11 protein-coding genes are annotated in these 15,720 nt (G+C 74.7%); 6 read left to right on the top strand and 5 right to left on the bottom strand.

The annotated features are described in order from the left end of the window. The first annotated feature begins 183 nt into the window (after nucleotides 1-183). The 4 genes from ACFU5G_RS01440 to ACFU5G_RS01425 all read left to right on the top strand — a co-directional run bounded on the left by ACFU5G_RS01440 (nucleotide 184) and on the right by ACFU5G_RS01425 (nucleotide 6,838). Complete coding sequence (locus ACFU5G_RS01440) at nucleotides 184-1,434, top strand: thiolase family protein (RefSeq protein ID WP_377240021.1); 1,251 nt, start codon at nucleotides 184-186, stop codon at nucleotides 1,432-1,434. A 3-nt stretch (nucleotides 1,435-1,437) separates the two neighbouring features. Next, entirely contained in the window at nucleotides 1,438-3,582 is a 2,145-nt protein-coding gene (locus tag ACFU5G_RS01435; protein WP_377240019.1) for a 3-hydroxyacyl-CoA dehydrogenase NAD-binding domain-containing protein, read from the top strand. Between the two features lie 117 nt (nucleotides 3,583-3,699). After that, nucleotides 3,700-5,478 carry a potassium channel family protein gene (locus tag ACFU5G_RS01430; RefSeq protein ID WP_377240017.1) on the top strand — a complete coding sequence of 593 codons (1,779 nt, stop codon included), beginning with the start codon at nucleotides 3,700-3,702 and terminating at the stop codon, nucleotides 5,476-5,478. A 49-nt stretch (nucleotides 5,479-5,527) separates the two neighbouring features. Continuing rightward, nucleotides 5,528-6,838 carry an APC family permease gene (locus ACFU5G_RS01425; RefSeq protein ID WP_377240015.1) on the top strand — a complete coding sequence of 437 codons (1,311 nt, stop codon included), beginning with the start codon at nucleotides 5,528-5,530 and terminating at the stop codon, nucleotides 6,836-6,838. On the opposite strand, the gene ACFU5G_RS01420 is transcribed toward ACFU5G_RS01425, so the two are convergent. Next, complete coding sequence (locus tag ACFU5G_RS01420) at nucleotides 6,783-8,195, bottom strand: PLP-dependent aminotransferase family protein (protein ID WP_377240013.1); 1,413 nt, start codon at nucleotides 8,193-8,195, stop codon at nucleotides 6,783-6,785. The two genes, ACFU5G_RS01425 and ACFU5G_RS01420, sit on opposite strands and share 56 nt — an antisense overlap. Before the next feature lie 122 nt (nucleotides 8,196-8,317). Here ACFU5G_RS01420 and ACFU5G_RS01415 point away from each other — a divergent pair, with 122 nt between their 5' ends. Then, entirely contained in the window at nucleotides 8,318-10,204 is a 1,887-nt protein-coding gene (locus tag ACFU5G_RS01415) for a hypothetical protein (RefSeq protein WP_377240011.1), read from the top strand. A 75-nt stretch (nucleotides 10,205-10,279) separates the two neighbouring features. Further along, nucleotides 10,280-10,912, top strand: coding sequence for a metallophosphoesterase (locus ACFU5G_RS01410; RefSeq protein ID WP_377240009.1), 633 nt, complete (start codon nucleotides 10,280-10,282; stop codon nucleotides 10,910-10,912). A 138-nt stretch (nucleotides 10,913-11,050) separates the two neighbouring features. On the opposite strand, the gene ACFU5G_RS01405 is transcribed toward ACFU5G_RS01410, so the two are convergent. The 4 genes from ACFU5G_RS01405 to ACFU5G_RS01390 form a co-directional block, all read right to left on the bottom strand. After that, entirely contained in the window at nucleotides 11,051-11,281 is a 231-nt protein-coding gene (locus tag ACFU5G_RS01405) for an excisionase family DNA-binding protein (RefSeq protein ID WP_199718021.1), read from the bottom strand. A 167-nt stretch (nucleotides 11,282-11,448) separates the two neighbouring features. After that, nucleotides 11,449-12,195, bottom strand: a complete 747-nt coding sequence (locus ACFU5G_RS01400; protein WP_377240007.1) for a metallophosphoesterase family protein — start codon at nucleotides 12,193-12,195, stop codon at nucleotides 11,449-11,451. A gap of 29 nt (nucleotides 12,196-12,224) precedes the next feature. Continuing rightward, on the bottom strand, nucleotides 12,225-13,016 hold the full coding sequence (locus tag ACFU5G_RS01395; protein WP_377240005.1) for a hypothetical protein: 792 nt from the start codon (nucleotides 13,014-13,016) through the stop codon (nucleotides 12,225-12,227). 113 nt (nucleotides 13,017-13,129) lie between these two features. Continuing rightward, nucleotides 13,130-15,649, bottom strand: a complete 2,520-nt coding sequence (locus tag ACFU5G_RS01390; protein WP_377240003.1) for a tetratricopeptide repeat protein — start codon at nucleotides 15,647-15,649, stop codon at nucleotides 13,130-13,132. Nucleotides 15,650-15,720 lie beyond the last annotated feature (71 nt).

Raw genomic sequence — 15,720 nt, 5'->3', positions numbered from 1 at the left:
GATTCCGGGCCCGATGACTGGGCAGAAGCGCACTTTCTGCGTTCCGAGACTGGGTTTCAGGAACCCGCGGGACCGGGTCTCAGATCGTGCGTGCTTTTTACCGGTACTCGCGGTAGCGTGTATCTCGATCCAGCGGCGTCGCACCCGGACGCCGCCGTCCCGAAAACCCCAGGAGTCCTGCTGATGACCGCAGCCCCGGAAACACCGCGTGCCCGCCGCGCCGTACGCGACGTCGTCTTCGTCGACGGCGCCCGCACGCCCTTCGGCAAGGCCAAGCCCGACGGCATGTATGCCGAGACGCGTGCCGACGACCTGATCGTGAAGGTGGTGCGCGAGCTGCTGCGGCGGCACCCCGAGCTCCCCCCGGAGCGGATCGACGAGGTGGCGATCGCCGCCACGACGCAGCAGGGCGACCAGGGGCTCACCCTCGGGCGCACCGTGGGCATGCTCGCCGGCCTCCCCCAGTCCGTGCCGGGCTACGCCATCGACCGCATGTGCGCCGGCGCCATGACGGCCGCCACCACCACGGCCGCGGGCATCGCCATGGGCGCCGCCGACGTCGTGATCGCCGGCGGCGTGGAGCACATGGGCCGCCACCCGATGGGCTTCGACGCCGACGTCAACCCCCGGTTCGTGGCCGAGAAGCTCGTGGACCCGCAGTCGCTGAACATGGGCGTCACCGCGGAGAACCTGCACGACAAGTTCCCGCAGCTCACCAAGGAGCGCGCCGACCGGTTCGCCGTCGAGTCGCAGGCCAAGTACGCCAAGGCGCTGGCCAACGGGAACATCGACCCGGACCTGGTGCCGGTCGCCGTCCGCTCGGCGGAGCTGGGCTGGGGCCTGGCCACCACGGACGAGCTGCCCCGCCCGGAGACCACCTTCGAGTCCATCCAGGGCCTCAAGACGCCGTTCCGCCCCGGCGGCCGGGTCACCCCGGCGACGTCGTCCCCGCTGACCGACGGCGCCACCGCCGCCATCCTCGCCTCGGGCGACGTGGCGGCCGAGCTGGGCCTGCCCGTGAAGATGCGGCTGGTCTCCTACGGGTACGCCGGCGTGCCGCCGGAGATCATGGGCTACGGCCCGGTGCCCTCCACGGAGAAGGCGCTCAAGGCCGCGGGCCTGACCATCGACGACATCGGCCTGTTCGAGCTGAACGAGGCCTTCGCCGTGCAGGTGCTCTCGTTCCTGGACCACTACGGCATCGCCGACGACGACCCGCGCGTGAACCCGTACGGCGGCGCGATCGCCATGGGCCACCCGCTGGCCAGCTCGGGCGTGCGCCTCATGACGCAGCTCGCCCGCGAGTTCGAGCAGCACCCCGAGGTGCGCTACGGGCTGACCGCCATGTGCGTGGGCCTGGGCCAGGGCGGCAGCGTCATCTGGGAGAACCCGCACCACGCCGACTACTCCGGCCACACGGACGAGGAGAACTGACCCGTGTCTGAGACCACCTTCACCGAGCGCGTCACCCACGCGCTGGTCCGCGACGTCCAGCTCCCCGGCGGCGCCGGCGTGCTCGCCCTGGTCACGCTCGACAACGGCCTGGACCACACCAAGCCGAACACGCTCGGGCCGGGCGGCATGGCCGAGCTGCGGGCCGCCCTGGAGACCGTGCGCGGCCGCGCCGAGGCCGGCGAGATCGCCGCCGTCGGCGTGACGGGCAAGCCGTACTTCCTCGCGGCGGGCGCCGACCTCAAGGGCGTGACCACGCTGAGCGGCCACGACGAGGCCGTCGAGCTGGGCCGCATGGGCCACGCCGCCTACACGATCCTCGGCGACCTGAGGGCCACCACGGGCGTGCCGACCTTCGCGTTCGTGAACGGCCTGGCGCTCGGCGGCGGCCTCGAGGTCGCGCTGAACTGCGACTACCGCACCGTGGCGTCCGACGCCGCCGCGCTCGGCCTGCCCGAGACCGGCATCGGCCTGGTGCCCGGCTGGGGCGGCGCCTACCTCGTGCCGCGCCTGGTCGGCGTCGAGAAGGCGATCGAGGTCATCCTCACCCGCCCGGCGGCGAACAAGCCGTACAAGCCGGCCGAGGCCCTGAAGATCGGCCTGGTCGACGCGCAGTTCGAGGCCGCCGACTTCCTGGAGCAGTCCATCATCTGGGCCGCCAAGGTCGTCACCGGCGAGATCGAGGTGCCGCGCCGCGAGCTGGACCCGCAGCCCGTGTGGGACGCCGTGACCGGCGCCGCCAAGGCCCAGCTCGACGCCGTGGTCGGCACCTCGCGCCCCGCCCCGGGCCGCGCGCTGGAGCTGATCGCGGGCGCCCGGAACGCCGCCAAGACGGACGCGTTCGCGGCCGAGGACGAGGCCCTGGCGGACCTCATCATGTCCGACGAGATGCGCGCCAGCATCTACGCGTTCAACCTCGTGGGCGCCGGCAAGAAGCCCGCGGGCGCGCCGGACCCGAAGCTCGCGCGGCCGATCACCCGCGTCGGCGTCGTGGGCGCGGGCCTGATGGCCGCGCAGATGGCGTTCCTGTTCGCGCAGCGGCTCGGCGTGCCCGTCGTCATGCGCGACCTGGACCAGGACCGCGTGGACAAGGGCCTGGCCTTCGTCCGCGAGACGGCGGAGAAGCTGGCCGGCCGCGGGCGCCTGACGCCCGAGGCCGCCACGCGCATCGTCGCCTCGGTGAGCGGCACCACGGACATCGGCGAGTTCGCCTCGTGCGACTTCGTGATCGAGGCCGTCACCGAGGTCATGGCGCTCAAGAAGAAGGTGTTCGCCGAGCTGGAGGGCATCATCTCGCCCGAGGCGATCCTGGCCACCAACACCTCGGCGCTGTCCGTCACCGAGATGGCGGCCGACCTGGCCCACCCCGGGCGCGTGGTCGGCATCCACTTCTTCAACCCGGTGGCCCAGATGCCGCTGGTCGAGGTGATCAACGCCGAGCACACCTCCGACGAGGCGCTGGCCACGGCGTTCGCGATCACCAAGAAGCTGCGCAAGACCGCGGTCCTGGCGGGCGACCGCCCGGGCTTCGTGGTCAACCGGCTGCTGCTGCTGGTGATGGGCAAGGTCATGGACGCGATCGAGAACGGCACCCCGGTCGCCGTCGCCGACCGCGCGCTCGCGCCGCTCGGCTTCCCGATGCCGACGTTCGAGCTGCTCGACCTGGTCGGCCCCGCCGTCGGCCTGCACGTGCTCACCTCGCTGCGCGAGGACCTGGGCGAGCGCATCCCGGCCTCCCCCGGCCTGCAGAAGCTCGTGGCCGACGGCACCCGCGTGGTGCTCGACGCGCCTGCCAAGGGCCTGCCCAAGCCCGTCGACCCGGCCATCCAGGCCGTGTTCGGCGAGGCGCTCGTCGCGGGCGAGACGGGCCGCCACGGCCAGGTCGTGCTCGACGCCGACGGCGTGCTCGACGCGGTGCTGACCACCCTGACCACCGAGATCGGCCTCATGCTGGAGGAGGGCGTCGTGCCCTCGCCGCAGCAGATCGACCTCGCGATGATCCTGGGCGCCGGCTGGGGCTTCCACACGGGCGGCATCACGCCGTACCTGGACCGCACCGGCTACAGCGAGAAGGTGTTGGGCCGGCGGTTCCTGCCGGACGGCGTGGCGAACGTGCCCACCTCCGCCTGACCTCGCCTGACCTCGCCTGACCTGGCCCGACCCGGGCCGGACGCACGACCGGGACCCTCCGGCGGCGGCACGCATCTTGCGTGCCGGCTGTCGGAGGGTCCCGCTACGCTCGCGCACATGACGGATGCCAGCTCGGGCACGCGAGCGCACTACGTCGTCGTCGGCGACGGCCCCCTCGCGTTCCGCCTCACCCGGGCGCTCGCCAGCCGCTTCCGCGGCTCGGTCACGGTGCTGGTGCCCGACCGCGCCTCGCGGTACGCCCAGGACATGGTCGCGCTGGACGACGTCGACGTCGTCGAGGCGGCGCGGATCGACGAGGAGGCGCTGAAGGCGGCGGGCATCGAGCGCGCCGCGGCGGCCGCGCTCGTGGACCAGGACGACGGCGGGAACGTCGCCCTCGCGCTCCTGCTCCGCGAGATCCTGCCCGGGCTGCGCGTGGTGGTCCGCATCTTCGACGAGTCGCTCGGCCGGCACCTGGAGGACGACCGCTGCACGGTCCTGTCCTCCTCGGCGTTCTCCGCCCCCGAGATCGTGGGCGCGGCGCTGCGCCGCCAGGTCCGCCTGCCGGTGCGGCACCGCCGCCTGGTCACGGTGTCGGACGAGGAGGAGGCCCTGCCCACCCGCATGGTCCTGTTCGCGTCCGACGGCGGCGACGACGTGGTGGCCCTGCCGACCGAGGGCGAGCTGGGGGCGCTGACGCCCAAGGTGCTCCTGGCGGACGCCGGCCCGGACGACGTGCTGCCGGAGGTCAAGGCCGAGCTGGAGCCCGACGAGGACGAGGTGGACCCGCACCGGCGCCGCCGGTTCGGCGACTACCTGCGCACCCTGGCGATCACGTCGGGCTGGAACCTGCTGCTGGCCGCCGCCGTGCTGCTGGTGGTGGTGCTCGTCGGGGCCGTGACCATCAAGCTGGCCACCGGGGCCTCGTTCCTCGGGGCGCTGTACGAGGCGGTGCTGCCGTCCCTGGCGGGCAGCGACCCGGACCACGACGCGCACCCGGTCGTCAAGGTCACCCAGGTGGCGCTGACGGTCGTGAGCGTCGCCGTGATCCCCTGGGTCACCGGTGTGGTGGTCGACGGCGTCGTGCGCACCCAGCGGCTGCTCGACACCGGCTCGCCGCTGCACGCGATGTCCGACCACGTGGTCGTCGTCGGCCTGGGCGACCTCGGCACCCGGATCGTGCGGTCCCTGGACCGGCGCGGCGTCCCGGTCGTCGCGGTCGACATCGACGAGTCGGCGCGCGGCATCGCGGTGGCGCGCGCCCGCGACGTGCCCGTGGTGATCGGCGACGCCCGGCGGGCCACGACCCTGCGCAGCGCCTACGTGGGGGCCGCGCAGGCCATCGTGGTGGTCACGAGCGGCGGCGCCACGACCATCGGGATCGGCTTCGCGGCCCGCTCGGTCCCCCGCGCCAAGGACACGCCGCCGAGCCTGCGCACGGTGCTGCGGGTGTTCGACCGGGACCTGGCGCGGCGCATCCGGCGGGAGATCCCGGACTCGGTGGGGCTCAGCTCGTCGTTCCTCGCCGCGCCGTCCTTCGCCGCCGCGATGATCGGCCAGGAGGTCAAGGCCACCATCCCGTACCGGGACCGCGTGCTGGTGCTCGCCGAGATCCGGGTGGAGCGCGGCAGCGCGCTCGACGGCGCGCACAGCAGCGACGTCGGCTTCGACGAGCCCGGCGCGACGCGCAGCCGCCTGCTGGCGTTCGACTCGGTGACCCACTCCAGCGGCGGGGGCGGGCGCATGTTCGAGCCCTCGCAGGGCCGACCGCTGAACCCGGGCGACCGCGTCTTCGCCATCGCGACCACGGCGGGCCTGCTGCGGCTGCGCGAGCTGGCGGCGGCGCCGGTGGCCCCGGCGGCCCTGGCCCGGGCGCCGATCGGCCTGAACGACTGACCCGGGATCGGCCCGTTCGCCGGTCCATTGCGCGCCTAGGTTCTAGGTCATGAAGAACGGTCTCAGCGTCCCGCAGGGCGCGGCGCTCACCCTCGGTGCCATGCTCGGTACCGGCGTCATCTCGCTCCCGGCGCTGGCCGCCGGCGTCGCGGGCCCCGCCTCGCTCGTGGCGTGGGCCGGCCTGGTCCTGCTGTCCGTGCCGCTCGCCACGACGTTCGCCGCCCTGGGTGCCCGGTACCCCGACGGCGGCGGCGTGGCCACCTACGCCCGGCTCGCGTTCGGCGAGCGGGCCTCGACGATGGTCGGCTGGGCGTTCTACGCGACGATCCCGGTGGGCGCGCCCGCCGCGGCGGGCTTCGCGGGGGCCTACGTGGCCGACGCGACCGGCGGCGGCGTCGGGACCGCCCTGACCACGACCGTGGCCATCATCGCCGTCTGCGCCGTCATGAACTGGTTCGACCTGCGGGTCTCCGGCACCGCGCAGCTCGTCATCGCGGGCACGGTCGCGCTGCTGCTCGCCGTCGCCGTCGTGGTGGCGCTGCCGCACGCCCAGCCCGGCAACCTGACGCCGTTCGCCCCGCACGGCTGGGGCGCGGTGGGTTCGGCGGCGGCGCTGCTGGTCTGGGCGTTCGCCGGGTGGGAGATCCTGGGCTCGCTGTCGGCCGAGTACCGCGACCCGGCCCGCGACATCCCGCGGGCCACGGCGATCGCGGTTGCCGCCGTCGGCGTGCTGTACCTCGGCGTCGCCTTCGCGACCGTCGCCGTGCTGGGCCCGACGCCGGGGCCGGCGCCGCTGTCGGACCTGCTGGTGCTCGGGTTCGGCGAGGGCGCCCGGCCGGTGACCACGGTGGTGGCCGTGCTCCTGACGGTCGGGGCCATCAACGTGTACTTCGCGGGCGGCAGCCGGATGGGCGCCGCCCTGGCCCGCGACGGCGCGCTCCCGGCCTGGCTGGCCGCCGCCCCGGGCCGGACGCCGCGCCGCTCCCTGGCCCTGATCACGGTGGTGGCGCTCGGCACGACGGCGACGCTCGCCCTCCTGCACCTGTCCACCGACGCGATCCTGCTCATGGCGACGGCCACGTTCTCGCTGCTCTACGTGGTGGGCGCCGCGGCGGCGCTGCGGCTCCTGCCCCGCTGGCGCGCGTCCTGGTGGTGCGCGGCGGTGTCGCTCGCGGCGGCGCTCGGCCTGCTGGTGATGACGGGCGCGCACATGGCCGGACCGGTGCTCGCGGCGCTGGGCGGGCTCGCCTGGGCCACGTGGCGGCGGCGCCGGGCGCGGACGGCGGTACCTGCCACGGCCGCCGTCACGCCTCCAGCAGCCGCCCCAGCTCCTGAATCCCTGGCCGGATCGAGCTCGTGACCGCGCCGCCGACGCCGAGCACCAGCCCGTCGCGATGGGGCCCGGTCGCGAAGGCGGCGAGCGACTCCAGACCGACCGACCGGCGTCGGGCCCGGGCGACGACGGCCTGCGAACCCACCGGGACGCCATCCGCGAGGTAGGCCGCCACGTGCAGGCCGGCGGCCGACGGAACCACCTCGACCGGCAGCCCGGCCAGCGCGTCCAGCAGGATCTCGTGCCGCTCGGCGTAGACGGCGGAGGCCTTGCGGACGTGCCGGGCGAGCAGGCCGTCGTCGATCAGGCGCGCCAGCGCCCCCTGCACGTGCACGGCCCCGTGGCCGTCGGTGAGCTGCCGGGCGGCGAGCAGCGCGTCGCGCAACGACGGCGGCGCCACCAGGTAACCCACGCGCAGGCCCGGCAGCAGCGACTTGGAGAACGTGCCCACATAGACCACGCGGCCGTCGCGGTCCAGGGCCTGCAGCGGCTCCAGCGGGCGGTTCACGCGGCGGAACTCGCTGTCATAGTCGTCCTCGACCACCGCGGCGCCGTGCCGCGCCGCGTGCGCCAGGAGGGCCCGGCGCCGGGCGAGGGACAGCGGCATCCCGAGCGGGAACTGGTGCGACGGCGTCGTGTAGACCAGCCGGGCCCGCGCCGGGATCCGGTCCACGACCAGGCCGTCGGCGTCGACCGGTACGGGCACCACCTCGGCCCCGTGCAGCGCGAAGAGCTCCCGTGCCTCGGGGTAGCCCGGATCCTCCACCGCGACGACGTCGCCCGGTTCGAGCAGCACGCGGGCCACGAGGTCGAGGGCCTGCTGCGCGCCGGTGGTGGCCACGACGTCGTCCGCCCCCGCGCGGACGCCGCGGGAGCCCGCCGCGTACCGGGCCACCGCGGCGCGGAACCGGGGCAGGCCTGCCGGGCCGCCGTAGGAGCCGGCGGCGGGGCCGCCCGCGCGCGACTCGGCCGCCAGCAGGCGCCGCCAGGTGTCGAACGGGAAGAGGCTCGCATCGGGGATGCCCACCCGGAAGTCGTGGGCCGGGGCCGGCCGGTCGCCGCTCGCGGGCCGCACCTGCCAGCGCCAGCCGGCCCGGGGCCGCAGGACGCCGGGGTTCCGGGGGCGCGCGGGCGCCGCGTCGCTCGCCGCCGCGGTGGCGAAGGTCCCGGCGCCGGTGCGGGTCTCGAGGAACCCCTCCGCGACGAGGCGCTCGTACGCCGTGGCGACGCTGGCGCGCGAGACGCCGAGGTCGCGCGCGAGGTCGCGGGTCGAGGGCAGCCGCTCCCCCGCCGGCACGCGGCCCGTGGTCAGCGCCGAGTGCAGGGCGCGGTAGATCGCGTCGGTGCGTCCGGTGCGGCTGCTGAGCTCGACGGCGAGGTCCATCCGCCGATCATGACGCATCGGGCAGGTCCGCTCGTCACAGTTCGGACTCGGCGGATAAATCACCCGGTCAACCAGCGCTTTTCGGGCTTTTCGCCCTGGTCGCGGATCTAGCATCCCGGCACATGAGCACCGATACCGCACCGGAGGCGGCACCGGCAGGCGAGCCGTCCGGCGCGACGCCCGAGGGCCTCGGCACGACCGACGAGACCGGCGCCGAGTCGAGGTCGGAGGCGGCGGCGCGGGCGGCGGCGTGGGCGGCGACGGCGCGGGCGGCGGCCACGAGGACGGCGCCGACGGGAGCGAAGGCGACGGGCGCGAAGGCGGCGGGCGCAGCACAGGCGGCGTCCCCGGCCAGGGCAGACGCGACGCCCGATGCCGGGTCCGGCGCGACGACCGGCCCGACGCCCGACACCGAGTCCGACGCGACGTCCAAGGCCGAGGCGATGTCCGACACCCCGCCCGTCCCGACCCCCGAGCCGGACCCGGCACCCGAGCCGACCCCCGCGGCGACGCCGGACCCGAGCGGGCCGGACGACGTGCCCGGCGCGCCCGCGGACCCCGGCGACCTGCCGGCGTCGGCCCGTCCGCTGACCGCCGCCCTGCTCAACCTGAGCGGCCTCGGGCTGGGCTACCTGCACCTTCGGACGTGGCTCCGCCTGGTCGTCGCCCTAGCCGCGACCGCGGGCCTCGCCTGGGTCGCGCTGCCGATCGGGCGCGAGCCCGTCGCCGTCTGGTGGGCCCTGGGCTACGTGGGCGCGCTCGCCCTGTTCGCCGTCGACGCCGCACAGCTCGCCCGGGGCCGAGGCCGCGGCCGGGCGGGCACGAGCCCGCGCCGCACCCTCTGGTCGCCCCGTACCGCGGGCCGGGCCGCGTGGGCGACGCTCGCGATCGTGCCCCTGCTGGGCGCGGGGTACGCGGTGGCGCAGCACGAGGTGCTGGAGGACCACCTGGCCTACGACCTGGACCGGGCCGAGGCGAGCCTGGAGTCGGTCGGCACGACGTTCGGCTCGTACAAGGACACGTACGACACCGCGTACGCGACGTACGTGGACGTCGCCGCGGAGCACCCGAGGACGCGCGCCGCCGACCGGGTGCCCGGCCTCGTCGACGACCTGTACGCGCAGGCCAAGTCCGACGACCCGTGCACCGGGCTCGTCGTCGTCCGGCACTTCGCCGAGCCCGGCACGCCCGGACCGCTGCAGGAGGTCGCGCAGAGCGAGATCCCGAGAGCCCTGCACGACTGCGGCCTGCGGTCCGTCGAGGCCGGCAAGTTCGACATGTCCCGGACCTACCTCTCCGAGCTCCTGGCGGACCACCCGTCCAGCGACCCTGCCCTGTCGGTACCCGGCAACCTCGCGGAGTGGCGCGACGGCGTGCTGAAGGACCTGAGCGGCAAGAACGGCTGCACCGACACCGGCGCTGCGGCGGCGTCGGCGGGCTTCCTCGCGAAGTTCGACTCCGGCGAGGTCAGCGCCCTGGCCGACGAGGCGCGCGAGCGGGTGCCCGCCGAGCTGCTGAAGTGCGGGCTCAAGGAGTTCGAGCGCAAGCGGTACGCGACGGTGGTGCAGGCCCTGAACGGCCTGGTGGAGTCGTACCCGCGGGCGAAGGAGGTCGACTACGCGGAGCGCGTGCGGATCGCCGCGGGGATAGCGCTGGTCGACCCCGAGGCGGGCGTCCGGCTCCCCGCCCGGGACGAGCCCGAGGGCACGGTCACGCTGACCGTCTACAACTACAGCCCCGACCCCTTCCAGATGGTCTACACGGGGCCGGCCACCGGCGTCGTGAAGATCGACGCGTGCGACGACTGCAAGTACCTCCCGAAGGGCGAGCAGCCCGTGTGCAGCGGCTACTCGCTGACCCTCCCCAGCACCACCGTCACCCTCCCGGCCGGCGACTACCTGACGGCCACCCGCCGCGACAAGACGGTGCTCGGCTGGGAGGACAAGGGCGTCGACAAGGTGGCCTTCACCGCCGACGGCGGGTTCTGCACCTGGTCGTACCGGTACTGACGGCAGGACCAGCCGGTCCCGGGCCGCCCAATTCGGTTCCCTCGGCGGCCCGGGCCCGGTTGAATACGTCCTGACATGACTACGCACTACACGTCCGACCTGCACTTCGGACACCTGAACATCATCCGGTTCTGCGACCGGCCCTTCGCCGGCGTCGGGGACATGGACGCCGCCCTCGTGCGGCTCTGGAACGAGACCGTCACCGAGGACGACACCGTGTGGGTGCTGGGCGACGTCGCCCTCGGCTCCCTGGCGGACTCCCTCGCCAACATCGCGCGGCTCGCCGGGCGCAAGATCCTCGTGCCGGGCAACCACGACCGCTGCTGGGAGGGCGACCGCGCGCTGCGCAAGGGCGAGCCGGACGCGCGCGAGCGGCGTCGGGCCAAGGAGCACGAGCGCTACCTGGCCGCGGGCTTCGCCGAGATCCACGACCGGCCCGAGCCGGTCGCGGTCGGGGACCGCACCGTCGAGCTGTCCCACTTCCCGTACGAGGGCGACTCGCACGGCGCGGACCGGTTCGTCGAGTACCGGCTCGCGGACCGGGGCGGCTGGGTGGTGCACGGCCACGTGCACGACACCTGGCGGCAGCGGGGGCGGCAGATCAACGTCGGCGTCGACGCCTGGGGCGGCCGGCCCGTGTCCGCCGCGACGATCGCGGAGCTGATCGCCGACGGTCCGCGCGACCTGGAACCGCTGGGCTGGACGTGACGCCGTCCCGGACATGACAAGAGCGCACGTTCGCGGTGATGAACGTGCGCTCAGGCGTCAGGGTGCGTGTCTCGCGGGTTGGTGCGCCGCACGCACTGCGTCAGCGGAAACGCCAGGGCGTCTGCCGCCGCGCGGGGGTCATGCCGATACGAGCGACTCCGAGTCGCGGTGCTCACGGTCGAACTTGTAGGACTCGATCTCAGCGGCGCTGAACATCAGGTCCGACCCGACCATGTGATAGTCGATCTCACCGGCCTCGAGCAGGTCGATGACGTGCAGCTTGGACACACCCAGCAGACGGGCGGCCTCAAGCGTCGTGAGGTCCTTGTGCTGATTGCTGGCTTCGGCTTCCAATGTGATTTCGTTCACACCGCCAGTCTTGCGCGTCCCGGTGCCCAGAGTCCAGTCGAATCGGTGCGAGTTGCGATATCCGTCGATGATTCTTTTCTCCGCAAGACTGATGCGCCGGGCAATTACTCACGGCTGCCGCGGGGATATTCCTGGCATTGATCACGCGCCCTTCGCCGCACCGCTGGTCACGGCGTCTGGAGCCCTCGGTACACCGCCGTCCGCAGCTCCGTGGCGTACGGCTCGAGCTCCGGCATGCCCAGCCGGGTGGCGACGGCGATCTCGGCCTCGGCGTCGTACGGCACGCGCACGAACTGCAGGCCGAACGGCGCCGGACCCGGTTCGCCGACGACGCCCTCGAGGATCACGTACCCGGGGACGGGCTCGTCCAGGGGGTTGCCGACGCTCCCCACGTTGAAGAGCGTGCGGCCCTGCTCCACCTCGAGGAACGACTCGTGGATGTCGCCGTAGCCCACCATCGACGGCGGCGCGCCGTCGCCGGTCATCGGCGTGTTGCCGAACATGCCGTCGAACTCCTCGGCGGTGTGCCGGGCGCGCACGCGCACGTGCGGGCTCGTCGCGGAGGCGTGGAACAGCCGGATGCGCCGGCCGCTCAGCAGCAGGTCGTGGCTCAGCGGGAGGGTGCGCAGCCACTCGTGCTGGTCGGGCCGCAGCTCGTCACGCCACCAGAGCATCCCGGGGGACGCGTCGTCGCCGAGCGTCGGGAGGAAGTCGTCCCAGTTGCCGCGGATATTGACGGCGCAGACGTCATTACAACGGTCGACCACAGCACTTCCCTGCGGTCCTTTCCCGACGAAGTCCCCCAGATTGATGATCTGGTCAATTCCTCGTGACGCGATGTCATGGAGCACGGCATCGAGCGCCGTCAGGTTGCCGTGGACGTCGCTGATCAGGGCAATTCGTTCGAGGGACACGCCCTGGATCGTCCCACAGGCGGGAACGCTCAGGCAGGAGCCAGGCGATATCCGACGAGCCGGTCGATCTCGCGCAGGATGTTCGACACGAAGGGCCGGTCGACCCGCGGCCCGTCGAACCCGGACGCGACGATCCGGACCCAGTCCCGACGTCGCCGGAAGACGTGGAACTCGACGTAGCCCTTCGGCTCCTCGGTCCACGGATCGGCGATCGTCGCGCTGTGCTGCGGCCAGGACCGGTAGGTGTGCACCCGGACCCGCCCCGCGGCGCCCTCGGCCGCGAGCCGCTCGGACAGCGCGAGGAGCGCCGCGTGTGCGCGCTCGACCCGCTCGACGAACTCCACCTCGTCGTAGAAGTCGTTCATCACCCCAGACACGGCGGACCGCTCGCGCAGCCACCGGGGGTCGACCATGACGAGGTCGACCTGCACCCCGCGGCCGGCGGCCTCCGCGATGCGTTCGACGTCCTTCGACACGCCGGTCAGCCCGACCCCGAAGCAGAGCACGCTCTGCTCCGCGGTGCTCCACACGGCATAGGTGTCGGCCTCCCGGCCGAAGTCGCTCCCGGCAGCCTCGATGCCCCGCATCCGGCGCCGCTCCTCCTCCAGCCGGCGCGACGACTCGACCAGCTCGCGGTACACCCAGAGCGGGGCGACGACGATCACCACCGCCGTCATGCAGTACACGACGATCTCGGCGGCCCAGTCCGGGACGACGTCCGGCACGAAGGTCAGCGCGAGGTTCGAGGCCACACCGAGGGTGATCACGACCAGGCCGCTCCGGGTCCACCCCCAGCGGTCGGTCCCGGTCCGTCGGTCCACGTCCACCACCCCCGGGCAGCACCTCGGCCGTTCGGCCCGACGACGGTCTCAGCCAGGCCAACAAACGGCAAAGCCTACAGGTCAGGGAGTCGGCGCTGCCGGGCGCCCGCCGGCTACGCCGCCACCAGTCCCCCCAGCTCCTGCGCCTCCGCCCGCGCCCGCCGGGCCTCGTCGAACCGCTCCTGGTCGTGGAGCGTGAGCGCCAGCGTGCGCAGCGCCTCCGCGAGCCGCGGCCGGTACCGCGCGGCGTTCTCGGCCAGGAGCTCGCGCAGCAGGGCCACGGCCTCGCGCACGAGCTCGACCGCCTCGTCGCCGAGCTTGAGCACGGTGAAGATCGCGCCCAGGTTGCTCAGCGACTGGGCCAGCCGGGGCCGGTACCGCTGCGGGTCGGCGTCGACGAGGTCCCGCCAGACCAGGGCAGCCTCGTGCTCGGCGTCCAGCGCCTCCTGCGACCGGTGCAGCCGGGAGTGGGTCACGCCCAGGTCCGACAGCGCCTCGGCGAGCTCTGGGACGTGCCGGGCCGGGTCCTCGGCCGCGAGCCGGCGCAGCACCTCGACGGCCTCCTGCTGGAGCGACCGGCCCTCCTCCCACCGGCCGACGTCGGACAGCCCCGTGCCGGACGCCCGCAGCGACCGGGCGAGGTCGGTGAGGTACCGGCCCGGGTTCTCCTGGGCGGTCCGGCGGCGCAGCGCGACGGCCGGCTCGAGGTGGGTCAGGGCCTGCTCGGCCCGGCCCTGGTCGCGCAGCACGTCGCCCACGACCTGCAGCGCGTCGGCGAGGCCGGGCAGGTGCCGGTCGGGGTCGGCCGCGGCCAGCCGGCGCCGCAGGTCCAGCGACTCCTCGGCCGGGTCCAGCGCCTCGGCGCCGTAGCCGAGCTCCAGCAGCACACGCGCCACGTCCGTCAGGGACCGGGCCAGGTGCGGGGCGCACCGGTCGGGACGCCGCCGGGCGAGCTCGCGCCACAGCGCTTCGGCCTCCCGGGCCGGTTGGAGCGCGGCCGAGGGCTGCCCCAGGTCGGCGAGGAGCGCCGCGCGGTCGCGCCGCGCCACGGCCAGGTCGAACCGGGCGGTGCCGGGGCGGTCGGCGGCGGACAGCCGTACCAGCGCCGTGGCCTCCTCCGCGTGCCGCAGCGCCTCGGCCGGGCGGCCCTGCGCCGCGCAGGTGGCGCCGAGGTTCGTGAGCAGGCCCGCCAGGCGCGGCCGGAACCGGCCGGGGTCCACCTCGGCGGCCCCGCGCAGCAGGGCGACCGCCTCCCGCTCGTAGGGCTCGGCGTCGGCGGCCCGGCCCGCGTCCCCGAGCGCGGTCCCGGCCTCGCCCAGCGCCTCGGCGTACCGCGCGACGTCGGCGCGGCCGGTGGCGGCCAGGGCTCGTAGCGTGACCTCGGCCCGCAGCTCGCCGAGCGTGAGCGACGGGCGCGGGAGCACGCCCGCGACGGTGCGCAGGGTGTCGGCGTCCTCGGGCAGGATCGCGAGCGCTCCGCCGAGGCCGTCGAGCGCGGCGTCCAGGTCGCCGGTGCGCCCGTCGAGCCGGTCGGTGACCATCCCGGCGGTGCGCAGCGCGGCCCTGCGCAGGGACGGCGCGCCTGCCCCGCGCAGGGCCGCCCCGAGCAGCTCCGGCACGTCCGTGAGCTCCGCCAGCAGGTGCGGGTCCACCAGGGCGCCGGGCAGTGCCCGGTGCGGGTCCAGGTCGAGCAGCCAGCGGCCGACGGCGTCCTCCGCACCCGTCCGCACCCCCGGCACGACGGCGGCGACCCGGCGCACCAGGCGCTCCGCCGCGCCCGGCGTCCGCACGCCCGTGAGCGTCGCGGCGGCGACCAGCCCGTCCAGGGCCGCCGGGCCGAGGCCCGCGTCGCCGAGCAGCCCGGCCTCCTCCGCGGAGCGGAACCAGGTCCAGCGCTCGTGCTCCAGGAGCTCGTCGAGCGTGTCGGACACGTCGACGGGCAGCACGCCCCGCGGACCGTGCTCCTGGGCGCGCAGCACGGCGCACAGCGCCGCCGCGTGCAGGTCGAGCATCCGCGCGCCGCCCGGGACGGAGGCGACCGAGACCCGCGGCACGGCCACGCCCAGGGCCTGCGCGTAGGGCTCGGCGAAGGCGGCCACGACCCGCGCGTCGACCTGCCCGGGCAGGACGGCGTCCGGCAGGGCCGCGGGGGCGCGGCCGTCCTCCAGCAGCTCCCGGAGCACCGGGTCGAGCCTCCCGAGCCGGTCGAACCACGGCCCGGCGGACCGCTCGACCAGCAGGACGCGCAGCGCGCCGTTACGGCCCCGCGCCACGGCGGCCAGGAGGTCCGCGAGCGCCGGGCCGCGGGTGCCGGCGTCGTCGACCAGGAGGAGGGCGGGGGCGCCGTCGGGGACGAGGGCCAGGGCCAGGCTCTCCGCGCCGTCGGGCACGTTCAGGCAGGTCCAGCCGGCGCGGGCCATGTGGTGCGCGAACTCGCGGGCGAGGCGGGTCTTGCCGACGCCGCCCGGGCCGGTGACCAGCCGGATCCCGACGGGGTCCGGGCTGGTGCACCACACGGCGAGCGACGCGTGCTCGGAGGTGCGGCCGACGAACGGGACGATGCGTCGTTCCGGCGCGAGGAGCCGCCCCGGCGACGTCGTGTGCGCGGCCCCCGCCCGGGGCCTTGACGACAACGTGGACACTCCGTCAGTGAACCCCAATCCCACCCGAAGCGGTTATCACACCGAAATGGGCGGGGAAGGGT

Origin of the sequence: Promicromonospora sp. NPDC057488 (assembly GCF_042802395.1) — a bacterium.
GTDB lineage: Bacteria > Actinomycetota > Actinomycetes > Actinomycetales > Cellulomonadaceae > Promicromonospora.
The sequence above is the reverse complement of the archived record's forward strand: the minus strand, read 5'-3'. Positions and strand labels throughout refer to the sequence as shown.